The sequence below is a fragment of the Corallococcus exiguus genome (assembly GCF_009909105.1).
Classification (GTDB): domain Bacteria; phylum Myxococcota; class Myxococcia; order Myxococcales; family Myxococcaceae; genus Corallococcus; species Corallococcus exiguus.
Window position 1 is genome coordinate 1,497,108 of record NZ_JAAAPK010000001.1, and the last position, 15,774, is coordinate 1,512,881.

The window sequence follows — 15,774 nt, forward strand, 5'->3', positions numbered from 1 at the left end:
ACGGCCCGGAACAGGTGGACGGCCCGGCGCGGTGGTAGGCTCACACCGCCGTGCGCCGACCCGCCGTCCTTGCCCTGCTGGCCCTCTCCGCCTGCGCGACGCCGCGGCCGGGGAAGATGAGCTTTGAGGAGCTGTACGCGACCTCGGGCGACAGCGGCTTCGTCAGCTCCGGCACGCCCTTCCTCCCCCACGAACCGGAGCGCGCCCGCGGGCCGCTGGCGCCCGAACGCTCCACGGAGCTGGAAGCCGCCCTCACCGCGTTCGTGCAACAGGCCCAGGCCTACCGCGAGAAGGTCCAGCGCGGCAGCGCCATGCCCGCCGCACAGGTGCGCAACTGGGAGGCGATGAACGCGGCCATGGACGCCTTCCTGGCCCGCCCGGTGGAGCACACCGACCCCCGCGACCTGACGCGCGCCCGGGGTGTGATGGAGGCGGAGCTGGAGCAGGACGCGCGCCTCTATGGCGACATGCCGGGCTCGCTCGCGGAGGCCGTGGTGGTGCGCGTGGGCCGCCTCATCGTGCGAGCGTCCACGCTGCGCCGCTGGGAGCAGCCGCCGGAGCCCTCCGGCCCGCCGCGCCTCGCCTGGCCCGTGGAGCCGGTCACCATCACCAGCCTCTACGGCGACCGCTGGCACCCCATCACCGGCCAGCTGCGCCGCCACTCGGGTGTGGACCTGGCGGCCCGCCGGGGACAGCCCGTGGGCGTCGCGGACCGGGGCGTCGTCCTGCGCGCCGGCTGGAACGGCGACCACGGCAAGATGGTGGAGGTCCAGCACGACGGCCAGTGGGTGACGCGCTACAGCCACCTGTCCGAGGTCCTGGTGACGACCGGCGAGGTGCTGGCGAGGAGCGACGTGGTGGGGCTCGCGGGGGACACGGGCCTTGCGACCGGCGTCCACGTCCACTTCGAGCTCTGGCACGACGGCAGTTCACTGGATCCGCTGGAGGCGCTCGTCGCCCCCGAGGCGGCCCCGGACGCGTCCGAAGAGCGTCCCGTGGCCCGCATGCCCACGGAGTCCCCCGTCCTCACGTCCCAGGGGCGCCACCCGGCCGCGGGTTCGCGCCCCTGAGGGGGACGGGCCTTCACAACGGCCCTGCGACTACAGCGAGTTCTTCAGCTCCTTCGCGGGACGGAAACCGACCGTCTTCGAGGCCTTGAGCTTCATCATCTCGTTGGTCTGCGGGTTGCGAATCTTCCGCGCCTTGCGCGAACGCAGTGACCACGTGCCGAACCCGGGGTAGCTGAATCGGGTGTCCTTCTTCACCGCCTTGCCGATGTTGGTGAAGACGCTGTCGAGGATCTGGGCGGCCTGCTTCTTCGTGAGCTTCGACTGCGCAGCCACCACCTCCACGAGCTCTGCCTTGGTCATGACACCCCTCCCTCTTGCGTTGTCTGGCGTTGATCGAGCGGATGGCGGAGGTAACAAATCAAGCTTTCGACTGTCAATGCGCCACCCGCTCCCGGGCCGGAAATCGGCCTCCGGATGAAAACTGGCCTCTGAAAATACACCCTGTAGAGAGTCGGGAGGATCGCATCTTTTGATACATCCTCACACTCCTGCTTTTCACATCAGGGAAAGTGATCGCCTGGTGATCGCTCTTGCGTGAAAGGCATTGGAAAATCGATCACTTAGCAGTCGCCGCTGATCCAGCTCCAGCAGGGTGCCATCAGGGGGCTAGAGTGCCTGCCCGCGTGCCCACCCGACTGCTTCCATGGCTCCTCGTCCTGATGTGCGCCTGCTCGCGGCCGTCCCCACGGCCCCAGGCGACGGGCGAGCTGTGGGTGGACGGGGCGGCCTCGGGCGGCGATGGCACCCGGGAGCGCCCCCTGCGCTCGCTGATCGAAGCCCTGGCCCGCCCCGGCCCGAAGCACGTGCACCTGGCTTCCGGCCGCTATGAAGGCCCCTTCCGGCTGCCGGAGGGCACCCGGCTCACGGGGGAGGGCCCTTCCACGATCCTGGCGGCGGACCCCGGCACCCCCGTGGTCGAGGCGCCAGGGGACACCGCCCTGGAGTCCCTGGTGATCGAGGGAGGAGGCTGGGGTCTGGAGGCCCGGGGTCCCGTGAAGGTCCTCACCGTGACCTTCCGCAATCAGACCCGGGGCGCCATCCGGCTGGGCGCGGGTCCGCTGGAGGGCAGGGGGCTGCGCTTCGAGGCAGGGGCGAGCAGCCTGGCGCCGACCGCGGTGGGCGTGCTCGTGGAGGCAGGAACCGCAGGGGCTTCCGCGCCGTCCCTGATCCTCAGGGACAGTGCGTTCACGGGGGCCTACGACCGCGCGGTTCGGGCCCGGGGTGGAGCCACGGTGCGCCTGGAGGGGGTGGACTTCCAGGGCCCCCGGACGGCGCTGAGCCAGGAGGGCGGCGTGGCGGAGGTCGAACGGGCGCGTGTCTCGGGCGGCACGGGCACGGCGTTCTCCACGGTGGAGGGCGCGCTGACGCTGGTGGACGTCCGGGTCCAGGGCCACGAGTACGGCGTGACGGCCAACCAGGCCCGGCTGTCGGTGCGGGGCTTCAGTTCGGAGCACGCCACGCGCGCGGGGATGGGCCTCACCGCGACGAACGGCCTGCTGGAGGACGTGACCGTGAAGGACGCGGGCAACTACGGGGCGCTCCAGCTCACCGCCTCGGACCTGGAGGTGCGGCGCTTCCGCCTGGAGGGCTCACGCGAATACGGCGTGGTGGCGCTGCAGGGCCGCGTGCGCCTGAGGGATGGCGTCATCAAGGGCGTGAGCACCGCGGATGGCATCACGGGAGACGGGCTCCACCTGCGCCAGGTGGAAGCGGACGTCGACACCGTGACCGTCGAGGGAGCGAAGGGCACCTGCGTGCTGGCGACGCAGCGGGCCCGAGCGACGCTCCGCAACGCCCGGCTCTCGGGCTGTGGCCTGGCCGCGTTGGCGGTGGATACGAAGGCCACCCTGGAGTCCCGGAACGTCGACGTGCGCGACACGCCGGGCTCCATCCTGGTGGCCATCGAAGAAGGCCAGTTGCAGGTGGAGGACCTCACCGCGAAGGACGCGAGTGGCGAACTGGTCTCCACCGACTGCGAGGGCCAGACACGCGTCCAGCTCCGCCGCGTCGACGCGAGCACCAGGCGAGGACTGCGCTCTCCCTGCGTCCAGCTCGACGCCCGCTCGCCTCAGCCCTGAGCGGGAGCGGACGTGGGGGGCAGGGGCGTGGCGCGCTGTTCGATCCACGCACGAATGACGGGGTAGACCTCCATGGGCGCGCCGGTGCCGAAGATGAGGTCGCCGTGGCCGTAGTCCATCTTGTCCCCGCGGTCCCGGCCAAAGACATGCAGCGCGCGATCCGGTGACGTGAGCAGCGCGTACTGCGCCTCCACGTTGGCCGAGGTGGCCAGGCGGTCCGCGCTGCCGCCCATCACCAGCACGGGCAACTGGAGCTTCGCGATGCCCGCGCGCCAATCCGTCTTGCGGTCGTAGGACCGGAACGCGTCGTGGGAGATCCAGTCCTGGAACTGCAGCAGCACCTTGCGGCTCATCGCCGCCATCATGTTGACGGACAGCTGCCGCAGGACGCGCGGCGGAACATGTCGAGGGTTCACGACGATGTCCGACAGGGGCAGCGCGAGGTAGCCCAGGAAGGGCGCCATGCTGGCGCTCACCCACGACTGACGGATGCTCCCGGGCCACGCCGCGCGCACGCCCAGCGAGATGAGCGTCCGCAGGAACGGCTCCGACTTGAGATACACCGGCGCGCCCAACTCGAGCAGACCCGCCAGCTTCCCGCCATCAGGCCCCTGCGCCACGCCGTACCCCACCAGGCCGCCCAGCGAGTGACCCAGCCAGAAGGCCTGCTTCGCGCCGGTCTCCTTCAGTGCCAGCTCCAGCAGGGCCGGCCCGTCGTGGTTGATGTGGTCGTCCACGGTGAAGTCCGTGGGCCGCCGGCCCCTGGGCGGACGTTGCGAGTGCCCGGTGCCGCGCCACTCCACGCTGAAGCAGTCGAAGCCTGCCTCGGTGAGGTAGTGGGCCACGGAGTAGGGCGGCTCGAAGTCGAAGGTGAAGCGGTTGGCCGCCAGCCCGTGGCACAGCAGGACGGGCTCGGCGAAGCGGCGCACCGGGGCCCGCCGGGCGTGCACGGTCAACTCCCACCCATCCGCGCACTGCACGCGCAGCATCTCGGGAAGGGGCCCCTTGAGGCGGTACCACCGCCTGACGAGCAGGACCCACACCACATTCACCAGCAGCAGGACGGCCGCCGCGGTCAATCCCCACAGGGCCCACTGCCCGTACGGCATTTCTCCTCCCATGCGACCCGGGACTGACTCCGGCGCGAATAAAACCCTGCTAAGGTCCGTTCCCTCGCCGTTTCTGCCGCATGGGCAGCCGACCACCTGGGGAAGTCGAGGGAACGATGAAGCTGCGGAAACTGATGTTCGTGCTCCCGAACCTCTTCACCGTCACTTCCATCTTCTGTGGCTTCTACGCCATCACCCTGTGTTCGGGTGAGGCAGAACCGGTGCAGCTGTACCAGGCGGCCCTGGCCATCCTCTTCGCCATGTTCTTCGACGGGTTCGACGGACGGGTGGCCCGCCTGACGAAGACGCAGAGCGACTTCGGCATGCAACTCGACAGCCTCGCGGACGTCATGTCCTTCGGCGCGGCGCCGGCGCTCCTCGTCTACAAGTGGGCGTTGGCCCCCATGGGCTTCTGGGGCCTGTTCATCTCCTTCGCGTTCATGGCCTGCGGCGCCATGAGGCTGGCGCGCTTCAACGTGCTCGCCATGCGCAACCCGCACGGCGGTGGCGGCGGCTTCTTCGTGGGCCTCCCCATCCCGCTGGCGGCTGGCGTGCTCGTCTCCCTCATCATCTCCCACCACGTGGCCAGTCAGGGCGAGGCGCTCGGTGACGGCGCGCGACTGCCGGTGGCGGTGGCGGTGGGCGCCCTGTCGCTGCTGATGGTGTCCACGGTGCGCTACCGCACCTTCAAGGACGCGCGTCCCAGCCGCAAGACGGCGCTCGTCTTCATGGTCATGGCGCTCACGGGCGCGTTCATCGCCCAGCAGTTCCACCCGGCCTGGGTGCTGGTGACGTACTTCGCCGCGTACCTGGTCATGGGGCTGGTGGAGTCCGCGGTCTCCGTGCGCAGCCGGCTGGCGTCCCGCAAGGTCGGCGCCGTCGCGGCGGTGGCGGTGGCGGCCGGGCTCGACGAGGACGACGACGAGGACTCCGAGGCCAACGCCACGGACGACGGTCCCGCGTTCCTCTGAGCAGTCAAGCGCGGGAGCCGGGACGCGGGCCGTGTCGGCCGCTAGGATGCCCGGCCCATGCGCGTCGAGCTGCTGTGCACCGGTGACGAGCTCGTCACCGGCCTCATCACGGACACCAACAGCACGTACCTGGAAGCCCGCCTCTTCGACCTGGGCGTGAAGGTCGCACGGGTGACGGTAGTGGGCGACGTGCGTCCGGACATCACGGGCGCGTTGCTGGAAGCCTCGGCGCGCGCGGACGTGGTCATCGTCTCCGGAGGCCTGGGGCCCACGTCGGACGACTTCACGCTGGAGTGCGCTGCCGCCGCCGCGGGCGTGTCCATGGAAGAGGACGCGCGAGTGCTCGGCTGGCTGAAGGAGCGCTACGCCGCGCGGGGCATGACGATGAATCCGGGCGCCCTGCGCATGGCGCGCATCCCCACGGGCACCGAGCCGGTGCGCAATCCCCAGGGCTCGGCGCCACTGGTCATCCAGCAGTTGGGCCGCGCCCACCTGTTCTTCCTGCCAGGCGTCCCGCGCGAGTACCGCGCCCTGGTGGACGGAGAGGTGTTGCCGCGCATGCGGACCTGGCTCGCCGCCGAATCGGGTCGCACGTTCCGGGCCTTCCGCCTGCTGCGAACCGTGCGCCTGCCTGAGTCCGTGCTGAACGAGCGCGTGATGCCCCTGGCCCCCAGCCACCCCAGGGTGGTGTTCGGCTTCCGGACGCACGCACCGGAGAACCACCTGAAGCTGATGGCGGAAGCCCCCACGCAGGCGGAGGCTGACGCCGCGCTCGCGGCCGCGGAGGCCGCATGCCGGCAGGTGCTGGGCACGCACGTCTACGGCGCGGATGGCAGCGAATACGCGCCCGTGCTCCTCGACATGCTGGCGCGCGGCGGTCACACGCTGGCGGTGGCGGAGAGCTGCACGGGCGGCCTCGTCGCGCAGGAACTCACGGCCGTGCCGGGCTCCAGCCAGGTATTCATCGGCGGGGCGGTCGCCTACTCGGAGAAGATGAAGTCCGCCTGGGTGGGCGTCCCCCCGGACATCCTCGCGAAGCACAGCGCTGTGTCGTCCCAGACGGCGCTCGCCATGGCGGAGGGAGTCCGCGCCGCCTGCGGCGCCACGTTCGGCCTGTCCGTCACGGGCTACGCAGGCCCCGGTGGAGGCACGCCCGAGGACCCCGTGGGCACCGTGTACTGCGGCCTGTTCGGCCCCGGAATGGAGCCTCGCTGCGAGCGGATCTCGCTCGCGGGTGATCGGGACCGGGTCCGCCTGTTCGCCGCGTCCTACGTGCTGGAAATGTTGAGGTTGCACCTGCTCGCTGCCCCCGTGTCGCCATGAGTCGCTCCAAATCAAAGCGTCCCCGTCCTTCCGACCCGGAAGCGCCGTCCACGGTGCCCCCGGCCTCCGCCACCGCGGGCGAACCCGTCCCGGCCACGCCCGAGTCCTCCGCGCCGCTCGCCAGCCCCGCGGCGGCGACGGAGTCCACCAGCCCCCCCACGTCGCTGGCCGGAGCAGGAGTGCATCCGGTGCGGAGCGCGGTGCGCCTGTGGCTGTCCGCCTACCGGGTGGAGGTGGTGCTGTTCCTCGTCGCGTTCGCGGTGCTGTCCAGCTTCAGCTCGCAGCGCTTCCTCCGGCAGAGCGCCGCGCCGCACTTCATCTACCAGGCGCAGTCCTGGCTGGAGGGACGGCTCGACGTGGATCCGCAGGTGCTGCCCAACCTGGAGGACTGGGCCTGCGTGCGGCTGGTGGACGGACAGAAGGTGCGGTGCGAGGGACGCCCGCTTCGCGATGACCGCTGGTTCGTCAGCTTCCCGTCCTTCCCCGCGGTCGTGATGCTCCCCTTCGTCGCGCTGCACGGCTACCAGTTCAACGACACGTCCTTCGGCGTCTTCGTGGGCGCGCTCGCGGTGGCACTCTTCTATTCGCTGCTGCGCTTTCTCGCGCAGGAAGGGGAGACGGAGCGCAACCGCGACGACAACGTGGTGCTGTCGCTGGTGCTCGCCTTCGGCACGCTGTTCTTCTACTGCGCCATCCGGGGCGAGGTCTGGTTCGGTGCGCAGGTGATGGGCGTGGCGCTCACGTGTCTGTACGTGCGCAACGCCGTCAATGCGCGGCGCCCCGTGCTCGCGGGGCTCTTCTTCTCCATGGCCGTGCTCACCCGCACGCCGCTGGTGTTCGCGGGCCTCTTCTTCGTCCTGGAGGCGCTCTGCCCAGGGCCGGACCGGCTGGCCCAACTGAAGGCCCTGCCGACCGCGTGGAAGCCCGCCCTCCGCAAGCTCGTCCTCTTCGGCGCGGGGGCCGCGCCTCTCGCCGCGCTCGCGGCCGCGTACAACGTCTACCGCTTCGGCAAGCCCGGCGAGTTCGGCCACTCGTACCTCTTCAACAACCGGGTGAACGTCGACATCGACCGCTTCGGGCTCTTCAACATCGAGTACCTGTCGCGCAACCTCCAGGCCGCGTTCCTCAAGCTGCCCCAGGTGTCGCTGTCTCCGCCGCGGCTGTCGTACGACCCGCATGGGCTGACGCTGCTGCTCACGCTGCCCCTGCTGGTGTTCCTGCTGGTCCCCCGCACGCGTCCCCGTCTGCACTGGTCCCTGTGGCTGACCGTGGCGGTGTGCGCGCTGCCGGGGCTCTTCTACCAGAACACCGGTTACATGCAGTTCGGCTTCCGGTTCAGCCTGGACTACACGCCTTATCTGCTGTTGCTCTTCGCCATCGGAGGATGGTCGCTGCGGAACCGCGCGGTGATCGCCGTGCTGGCGCTTGGCGTGCTGGTGAACTTCTGGGGCGCCGTGGCCTTTCGTGGCTACACGGAGTTCGTGCGGAACTGGTAGGCCTCCAGGCTCCGGCGGCTTGAATCCGCCGGACCTCACCCGCACCTCAAGGGCGACATGCAACCTCCCACTGGCCAGCCCCCTCCAGGCAAGCGTTGGCACACCCGTGAGGACAGCGGCATCCGTCTGGATGCGGCGTTGCGCTGGTGGCACGACGACGAGCCCATCGAGCACCCGAAGATCATCGAGCTCTTCAACGCCTCGCTGGTCCTGGATGACGACGGGCGCTACCAGCTCCGCATCGCCCCGGACTGGTGCTACGTCCAGGTGGAGGACGCGGCCTACGAGGTCCGCATCGTGGACATCACCCCGGACGAGCGTGTGTCCCTGCGTCTGAGCGACCGGACGGCCGAAGCCCTGGACCTGGGGTCGCTCCAGCTCACGCCGGACGGAGTCCTCACCTGCCGCGTGAAGCAGGGCAGGGCGAAGGCCCGCTTCTCTCGTGATGCGCAGTACCAGTTCGGCGAGATGCTGGAAGAGAGCCCCGAAGGGAGACTGGTGCTGCGCGCGGGCCAACGCCACTGGGAGCTCCCCCTCTCACTGGATGCACTACAGGCCGCGACCTAGGCCGCCGCGGAGTCCGCGGACGGCACGGTAGGCGCGGTGGCTCCCACCAGGTCGCGAGCAAGGGCCTCCAGGACGTCCGGGTGCTCGCGCAGCCACTCGCACGCCCGCTCGCGGCCCTGGCCGATGCGTTCACCCCGCAGGCTGAAGTGGCTGCCCGACTTCTCCACCACGCCCGCGCTCACGGCCAGGTCCAGCACCTCGGCGGCGCGGTGGATGCCCGTGCCGTAGAGCACGTCGAACTCCGCCTCCTGGAACGGGGGCGCCAGCTTGTTCTTCACCACCTTCACGCGGGCCCGTGAGCCCACCACCGCGTCGCCATCCTTGAGGTTGCCCGTGCGGCGGATCTCCATCCGCACCGACGAATAGAACTTCAGCGCGTTGCCGCCCGTCGTCGTCTCCGGGTTGCCGAACATCACGCCAATCTTCATGCGGATCTGGTTGATGAAGATGATGCAGGTGCCGGAGCGGCTCACCGCGCCCGTGAGCTTCCTCAGCGCCTGACTCATCAGCCGCGCCTGGACGCCCATGTGCGCGTCGCCCATCTCCCCTTCGATTTCCGCACGGGGGACCAGCGCCGCCACCGAATCCACCACGATGAGGTCCACGGCGCCCGAGCGCACGAGTTGCTCGGTGATTTCGAGCGCCTGCTCCCCGGTGTCCGGCTGCGCCACGAGCAGTTCCTCCGTACGCACCCCCAGCTTGCGCGCGTAGGACAGGTCCAGCGCGTGCTCCGCGTCGATGAAGGCCGCGATGCCTCCCACGGCCTGCACCTGCGCGATGGCATGCAGGGTGAGGGTCGTCTTGCCGGAGGACTCGTTGCCGAACAGCTCCACCACGCGCCCTCGCGGATAGCCCCCCACGCCCAGCGCCCGGTCCAACCCCACCGAGCCCGTGGGAATGACCGCCACCTTCTGCTCCGGTGCGTCCGCGCCGAGCGTCATCACCGCGCCCCGGCCGAACTGCTTCTCGATGGACGCCACCGCCGCCGCCACTGCCTTCAACTTCTCCGTCAGCCTGCTCATCTCGTCTGCCTCCCTCGCCGCCCTGCGGGCTGGATGCCTTGGCGGTGGGCAGAGCAACGCTCATGCCGCGCGGGCTTCCAGGCGGAAGGGCCTGCAAGGGCGTCCAGGTTCGCCGGAGCCGTCCGAACTGGCGGAGCGGCGTGCCTGTCTCCCATGCGCTGAGAAGGCGCAAAGGTGCGGGCATCTCCGCATAAGCAGACACGAGGGGACGTGACAGTCCGCCTTGATGGGATGGAAGGCTTTGCGTTGAAACCCTGGCGCGTCGGCGTGACATCTCCTCTCGTGAATACGACCCGTGAGAACCTTCCCCATGTGGTCATCCTGGGAGGCGGCTTCGGCGGCCTCTACGCGGCCCGGTACCTGCGAAAGGCAGGGGTTCGCGTCACGATGGTGGACCGTCACAACCACCACCTCTTCCAGCCGCTGCTGTACCAGGTGGCCACGGCGACACTGAGTCCCAGCGACATCGCCGCGCCACTGCGAGCGATGCTCGGACGCAATCACGTCCAGGTGCTTCTCGCGGAAGTCACTGGCGTGGACACCGCGCGCAAGCACGTCCTCCTGGCGGACGGTGAGCTGGCGTACGACTTCCTCATCGTCGCCACCGGAGCGACGCACTCGTACTTCGGCAATGACGCCTGGTCGCGACACTCGATGGGATTGAAGACCGTCGAGGACGCGCTGGAGATCCGCCGCCGCGTGTTGCTCGCCTTCGAGCAGGCCGAGCGCGAACCGGACCCAGAGCGCCGCCGCGCGCTGCTCACCTTCGCCATCATTGGCGCGGGGCCCACGGGCGTGGAGCTGGCGGGGGCGCTGGCGGAGATCAGCCGCAATTCATTGTCGGGTGACTTCCAGAACATCGACCCTCGGGATGCGCGCGTCATCCTCATCGAGGGAATGGACCGCGTGCTCCCCACCTATCCCGAGAACCTCTCGGCGGAGGCCCGCCGGGTGCTGGAGGGGCTCGGCGTCGAGGTCCGTACGGGCACCCGGGTCACGAACATCGACGCCGTGGGCGTGGACATGGGGCCTGAACATCTGGCGGCCCGCACGGTGCTCTGGGCCGCGGGGGTGGAGGCCTCGCCCGTGGCCCGTTCGCTCGGCGTGACGCTGGACAGGGCAGGGCGCGTCCCGGTGACGCCCGAGCTCACCGTGCCCGGGCATCCCGACATCTTCGTCGTCGGGGACCTGGCGCTCGTGAATCAGGAGGACGGAAGCGCGGTCCCGGGAGTGGCGCCCGCGGCGATGCAGGAGGGCAAGCACGCGGTGCTCAATCTCCAACGCCAACTCGCGGGCCAGCCCATGCAGCCCTTCCGCTACTGGGACCGGGGAACCTACGCGGTCATCGGCAGAGGCCATGCCGTGGGCGTGGCCTTCCGCCGTGTGAAGCAGTCAGGCTTCGTCGCCTGGTTGGCCTGGCTCTTCATCCACATCACCTTCCTCATTGGCTTCCGAAGCAAGCTGGCCGTGCTGCTCAATTGGGCATACGCGTACCTGACCTTCGGCAGGTCCGCGCGCATCATCACCGGCCCCGCTCCCCGTCTGGAGGAGCGGAGCGTGCAGCCCCTGCTCCCGAGTGCAAAGTCAGCTGTCGCCGACGGAGAACCCCCGGCTCCCGACGTTCTCGGAAGCCTGGTGCCTGACAGTAGAGGCGCGGGGTAACGCATTCACCGCGCCCCGGGTATTGGCGTGGAGCCAGCCCCGGCGGTCCAGCATCCGGCAATCGACGGCGAGCCGCATGTCCACGTCCTCGATACGTCCGTGTCCCTCCAGGTCCGCGCGTGTCAGCGCGAGCTTGAGGATGCGGTCATGCGCCCGAGCGGACAGACCAAAATGAGTGACCGCGTCCTTGAGCGCCTTCTCCGCGGGCGGTGACAGTACGCAGTAGCGGCGCAGCAGATGCGAAGGCATCTGGGCATTGCAGTGCACCCCTGGCATCTCGTGGAATCGGGCGCGCTGTCGTTCGCGCGCGGCCTCGACCCGCTGCCGGTAGTACTGGCTGGGCAGCTCCTGACTCCTCTCGGCGAGATGGTGGTACTCCACCGGCCGCGTTTGCACGGTGATGTCGATGCGGTCCAGCAGCGGCCCGCTGATGCGCGAGTGGTAGCCGAAGATGCGGTGCTCGAGGCAGGTGCACGTGTGCCCGGGGACGTTGAAGTAGCCGCACGGGCAGGGGTTCATCGCCGCCACCAACATCACCCGGCAGGGATAGGTGATGTGCTGGGTGGCCCGCGCCAGGTGGATGGCGCCTTCCTCCAGAGGCTGGCGCAGCACCTCCAGCACGTTCTTGCGGAACTCCGGTAGCTCATCGAGGAACAGCACGCCGTGATGGGCCAGGGACAGCTCGCCGGGACGGGCCATGGGGCCACCTCCCACGAGTCCCGCATCGGACAGCGTGTGGTGGGGCGCGCGAAACGGGCGCTCGCGGATCAGCGCCTGCTCGTCTCCCAGCAGCCCCTGGATGGAGTAGACCTTCGTGACCTCCAGCGCCTCGTCGAAGGACAGCTCGGGCAGGATGCCTGGCAGCCGTCGCGCCAACATCGTCTTGCCCGACCCTGGAGGCCCTGCCATCAGGATGTTGTGGCCACCCGCCGCCGCCAGCTCCAAAGCCAGCTTCAGCTCCGGCTGCCCCCGCACATCGGCCATGTCCGCGGTAGCGGTGCGAGTACCGCTCACCGAGGTCCCCGTGCGCGTCAGCGACGTCAGCGGGGCCTTGCCGGTGAGGTGCCCCACGGCCTCCTTCAGGTGGGCCACGGACAGCACCTGGATGCCCTCCACCAGAGCCGCCTCCGCCGCGTTGGCTGCCGGCACCATGACGCCCTGGAAGCCGCCATTCCGGGCCGCCACGGCCAGCGGAAGCACCCCTTTGATGGCCTTGATGGAGCCATCCAACGACAGCTCTCCGCCAAAGAGGTACCGCTCCAGCGGTTCTTTGTCCATCAACCGCGCCGCCGCGAGCACGCCCAACGCGATGGGCAGCTCGAAGGCCGCCCCTTCCTTGCGGATCTCCGCAGGCGCCAGGTTGACCGTGATCCGCTTCTGCGGAAGGTCGAAGCCCGCGTTCTTCAGCGCGGAGACCACCCGGACCTTCGACTCCCGGGCTGCTCCCTCCGGCAGCCCCACGACGTTGAAGTAGGGCAGCCCGAGGGCCATGTCGACCTCGCACTCCACCACCACCGCGTCGATGCCCATCAATGCCCCCGACCGCACCCTCGCCAGCATCGTCTCCCCCTTCCAACCCGTACGGGAGGAAGGGAGAGCAATGCCCGTACCGGCGCACTGTCCTCACAGGCGGCCATCCGCGGCCATCCCACGCGTCAGACGTCGGGTCCCGCGCGGGGACATGGGGGCCTGAAAAGAAGAAGCCCGCTGGCGTCGGAACGCCAGCGGGCTTCGGATGGAATCGGTGACGGCGTGTCCGCGCGTCAGCCCTGACGGAAGAAGTGGATCAGGGAGTCGGCGGGGCAGGGGGCGCGGGCGGTGCACCGTCCGGCGAGTTCAGCGTGCCCTGGATGACCGCGTTCTGGGGAAGCTCGGTGGCCATGCCCAGGATCTTCGCTCCCGCGGCACGGGCGCCATCCAGCGCCACCACGAGCTTGCCGTAGTTCGCCGCGTCATCCGCCATGAAGAAGACGACCTTCTCGTCCGGCTTCTTGGCGTTCAGCATCCGCTTGAGGCGGGCGATGTAGTCCGAAGCGGGGATCTGCTCCGTGTTGATGGAGTAGGCGCCGCTCTTGTCCACCTGCACGACGATCTGCTGATCATCGGGCTCCGGCGGCGGCTGGTTCTCCTCCACCTCCGTCTCCGGGACGCGGACGAGGATGTCCTTCTCCAGGAGGGGGGTCACCACCATGAAGATGATGAGGAGCACCAGCACCACGTCCACCAGGGGCGTGACGTTGATCTCCGAGTTCGGCGCGGACGCGGGCTTGACCCACTGACGCTGCTTGTGTCCTCGGGACATTACTTCTTCTCCTCCACACCCAGGGCGATCTGCTTCGCCTTCGCCTTGCGGGCCGTGTCCAGCACCTTGCGCACGTCGCCCACGTTCAGGGCGTTGTCGCCCTTCAGGAGGATCTTCTTGCCTGGATCCTTCACCAGCTCCGCGGCGATCTTCTCCTGGAGACCCTTCTCGTCGACCTCATCGTTCTCCACGAACATCTTCTTGTCCGGGGTGATGGAGAGGATCAGCGGATCGGCGTCCGTCTTGCCTTCTTTTTCAATCTCCGTGGCCTTGGGCAGCTCCACGGACTTGCCGCGCTGGAGCATGGGCGTCACGACCATGAAGATGATGAGGAGCACCAGCACCACGTCCACCAGCGGCGTGACGTTGATCTCGCTCTTGATGCCCCCTTTGGGGCCTGCTGACATTCCCATGCGTGCACCTGTATCCGGGAAGGAACGCCCACCCTGGGGCAGCGCGGCTTCTCAGCCGGACCGCCCTCATGGGTGGGGACGTCCCAGGGTGGGGCTACGACTAGGCCGCGTGCGACGAACCGCCGCCCACGTGCCGGGCCACCACGTCCAGGAACTCGTTGGAGGACTCGGAGATGTCCACGGAGCGGGCATCCACCCAGCCCTGCAGGAAGTTGTAGGCCATGACCGCGGGGATCGCCACGAGCAGACCGAACGCCGTGGTGATGAGCGCCTCGGAGATACCCGCGGAGATCGTCGCCAGACCGCCGGAGCCCGCCGCCGCCATCAGCTGGAAGGCGTTCACGATACCCATCGTGGTGCCCAGCAGACCGACGAACGGCGCCGTGGAGCCGACCGTGGCCAGCAGGCCCAGGCCGCGCTTGAGGCTCTGCACCTCGCGCTGCGCCTGGCGCTCCAGCGCGCGGGCCACGGACTCCACCGCCAGGTCCTTGTTCCCAGGGGTGATCCGGTACGCCGTCAGGCCGGAGTTGATCACGCGGCCCAGGTGGCCCACGTCCTTGCCCAGGTTGGTGTTCGCCGCGGTGGTCAGGTCGCCCTTCGCGAGGATCGCGCCCATCTTGGCGGCGAAGTTGCGGCTGTCCGAGCGGGTCTTGCGGAAGACGATGACCCGCTCCGCCATGACGACCAGCGACGCCACCGACATGATGGCGAGGGTGAAGATGATCATGCGGGCGAAGAGGCCCGTGTGGTGCCAGATATCAAGCAGGGTAAATTGCATGGCTGTGGAGCGCTCCTCCTCACGAGCGCGAGGTGATGTTCGGCGGACTGCTCAAGCGGGGCTGCCTGCTTTGGATCAGCGCGGCAGCTTCAGGTTGAAGTTGAACGTGTACTGCACTTCGACCGGCCTGCCCTGGAACGTGACCGGCTTGTAGCGTGAGGCGGTGAGCACGTCCATTACGGCCTGCTCCATGTGAGGGAGCGGCTTGATCGTGCGGCAGCGCTCGACCTTTCCCTCGGTCGTGATCACGCACTTCACGATCATCAGGCCCTGCACGCGCGCCTCGAGGGCCTCACGCGTATAGGACACTTCCGGACCCGCGATCTTCTCGGGACGCGTCATGCCCTGGCCGAACGCCAGCACGTCCGTGCCCGTTCCACCCAGCTGACCGCCCACCACGCCGCCGATCACGCCACCCACCACGCCACCCACCACACCGCCCGCGACGCCACCCTCCACGCCACCCTCGACCTCGGACTCGCTCGCCTCGGGCTCGTCAGGCTCGGGCGGGGTCTCCGTCTCCTGCGGCTTCTGCTGAGGGATCTCCTTCGGCTGCACGATCACGTCCTTGGGCTTCTTGGGCGTGACCTTCTTCTCCGTCTTCGGCTTCGACGCCGGGGGAGGCGGCGGAGGTGGCGGAGGCGGCGGAGCCATCGTGGCCTTCAGCGTGACCTCGACCTCCTTCTCCTCCACGGGAGGCGGACGCGTGGAGAGATAGGCCACAAGACCCAGCAGGCCAACGTGGAGCAGCGTGGAAACGCCTGCACCCACGCCGAAGCGCGACCTGGGTCCTTGGCCGCGGTCAAGGACTGAATCGAACATGCACGTAACTCCTCTTCACCAGTGGACTACCCGTCCCCGCCATGCCCGGATTGAAGGGCGGCCACCATACAGAAAAGGGTTCCGGGTTCAAGCAACCGTGTCTGGTGCCGCCGACGTGATCGCGCAATGCCCCACTGGTCACCAAAAAGCAACGGTCTATT

At 69.0% G+C, this 15,774-nt stretch carries 15 protein-coding genes; 7 read left to right on the forward strand and 8 right to left on the reverse strand.

Features of this window, described 5'->3' with window-relative positions:
* The first annotated feature begins 50 nt into the window (after positions 1 to 50).
* Entirely contained in the window at positions 51 to 1,070 is a 1,020-nt protein-coding gene (locus GTZ93_RS06140; RefSeq protein WP_126934968.1) for a M23 family metallopeptidase, read from the forward strand.
* Between the two features lie 30 nt (positions 1,071 to 1,100).
* Here GTZ93_RS06140 and GTZ93_RS06145 read toward each other — a convergent pair whose 3' ends face one another.
* On the reverse strand, positions 1,101 to 1,370 hold the full coding sequence (locus tag GTZ93_RS06145) for an HU family DNA-binding protein (protein ID WP_014394187.1): 270 nt from the start codon (positions 1,368 to 1,370) through the stop codon (positions 1,101 to 1,103).
* 323 nt (positions 1,371 to 1,693) lie between these two features.
* Between GTZ93_RS06145 and GTZ93_RS06150 the strand changes: the two genes are divergently transcribed.
* Positions 1,694 to 3,148 carry a right-handed parallel beta-helix repeat-containing protein gene (locus GTZ93_RS06150; protein WP_139918049.1) on the forward strand — a complete coding sequence of 485 codons (1,455 nt, stop codon included), beginning with the start codon at positions 1,694 to 1,696 and terminating at the stop codon, positions 3,146 to 3,148.
* Here GTZ93_RS06150 and GTZ93_RS06155 read toward each other — a convergent pair.
* A complete protein-coding gene (locus GTZ93_RS06155) occupies positions 3,139 to 4,257 on the reverse strand; it encodes an alpha/beta fold hydrolase (protein ID WP_139918060.1) in 1,119 nt (372 codons plus the stop codon). The two genes, GTZ93_RS06150 and GTZ93_RS06155, sit on opposite strands and share 10 nt — an antisense overlap.
* A gap of 116 nt (positions 4,258 to 4,373) precedes the next feature.
* Here GTZ93_RS06155 and pssA point away from each other — a divergent pair, with 116 nt between their 5' ends.
* From pssA to GTZ93_RS06175, 4 genes are read left to right on the forward strand one after another with little or no spacing between them, the layout of a single operon-like run.
* Positions 4,374 to 5,228 (forward strand): CDP-diacylglycerol--serine O-phosphatidyltransferase, encoded by an 855-nt coding sequence (gene pssA / locus GTZ93_RS06160; RefSeq protein ID WP_120575927.1) that lies wholly within the window; start codon positions 4,374 to 4,376, stop codon positions 5,226 to 5,228.
* Positions 5,229 to 5,285: 57 nt separating this feature from the next.
* The gene (locus tag GTZ93_RS06165; protein ID WP_139918051.1) at positions 5,286 to 6,551 is read left to right on the forward strand and encodes a CinA family nicotinamide mononucleotide deamidase-related protein; all 1,266 of its coding nucleotides are present in this window, start codon (positions 5,286 to 5,288) and stop codon (positions 6,549 to 6,551) included.
* A complete protein-coding gene (locus GTZ93_RS06170) occupies positions 6,548 to 8,047 on the forward strand; it encodes a hypothetical protein (protein ID WP_139918053.1) in 1,500 nt (499 codons plus the stop codon). The genes GTZ93_RS06165 and GTZ93_RS06170 overlap by 4 nt, the downstream gene beginning before the upstream one ends.
* Before the next feature lie 57 nt (positions 8,048 to 8,104).
* Positions 8,105 to 8,614, forward strand: a complete 510-nt coding sequence (locus tag GTZ93_RS06175) for a DUF1285 domain-containing protein (protein WP_139918055.1) — start codon at positions 8,105 to 8,107, stop codon at positions 8,612 to 8,614.
* On the opposite strand, the gene recA is transcribed toward GTZ93_RS06175, so the two are convergent.
* Positions 8,611 to 9,636: a recombinase RecA gene (gene recA / locus GTZ93_RS06180; protein ID WP_139918056.1), complete on the reverse strand. Its 1,026-nt coding sequence runs from the start codon at positions 9,634 to 9,636 to the stop codon at positions 8,611 to 8,613. The two genes, GTZ93_RS06175 and recA, sit on opposite strands and share 4 nt — an antisense overlap.
* Before the next feature lie 282 nt (positions 9,637 to 9,918).
* On the opposite strand from recA, the gene GTZ93_RS06185 reads away from it, so the two are divergent.
* Positions 9,919 to 11,298 (forward strand): NAD(P)/FAD-dependent oxidoreductase, encoded by a 1,380-nt coding sequence (locus GTZ93_RS06185; protein ID WP_139918062.1) that lies wholly within the window; start codon positions 9,919 to 9,921, stop codon positions 11,296 to 11,298.
* Here GTZ93_RS06185 and GTZ93_RS06190 read toward each other — a convergent pair.
* The 5 genes from GTZ93_RS06190 to GTZ93_RS06210 all read right to left on the reverse strand — a co-directional run bounded on the left by GTZ93_RS06190 (position 11,221) and on the right by GTZ93_RS06210 (position 15,613).
* Positions 11,221 to 12,858 (reverse strand): YifB family Mg chelatase-like AAA ATPase, encoded by a 1,638-nt coding sequence (locus GTZ93_RS06190; RefSeq protein ID WP_139918058.1) that lies wholly within the window; start codon positions 12,856 to 12,858, stop codon positions 11,221 to 11,223. The genes GTZ93_RS06185 and GTZ93_RS06190 overlap by 78 nt on opposite strands.
* A 226-nt stretch (positions 12,859 to 13,084) precedes the next feature.
* Positions 13,085 to 13,600, reverse strand: coding sequence for an ExbD/TolR family protein (locus GTZ93_RS06195; RefSeq protein ID WP_120575934.1), 516 nt, complete (start codon positions 13,598 to 13,600; stop codon positions 13,085 to 13,087).
* Positions 13,600 to 14,013: an ExbD/TolR family protein gene (locus GTZ93_RS06200; RefSeq protein ID WP_014394198.1), complete on the reverse strand. Its 414-nt coding sequence runs from the start codon at positions 14,011 to 14,013 to the stop codon at positions 13,600 to 13,602. The genes GTZ93_RS06195 and GTZ93_RS06200 overlap by 1 nt, the downstream gene beginning before the upstream one ends.
* A gap of 100 nt (positions 14,014 to 14,113) precedes the next feature.
* A complete protein-coding gene (locus GTZ93_RS06205; protein ID WP_120575935.1) occupies positions 14,114 to 14,791 on the reverse strand; it encodes a MotA/TolQ/ExbB proton channel family protein in 678 nt (225 codons plus the stop codon).
* A gap of 75 nt (positions 14,792 to 14,866) precedes the next feature.
* Positions 14,867 to 15,613 (reverse strand): energy transducer TonB, encoded by a 747-nt coding sequence (locus GTZ93_RS06210; protein WP_121780289.1) that lies wholly within the window; start codon positions 15,611 to 15,613, stop codon positions 14,867 to 14,869.
* Between the last annotated feature and the right edge of the window lie 161 nt (positions 15,614 to 15,774).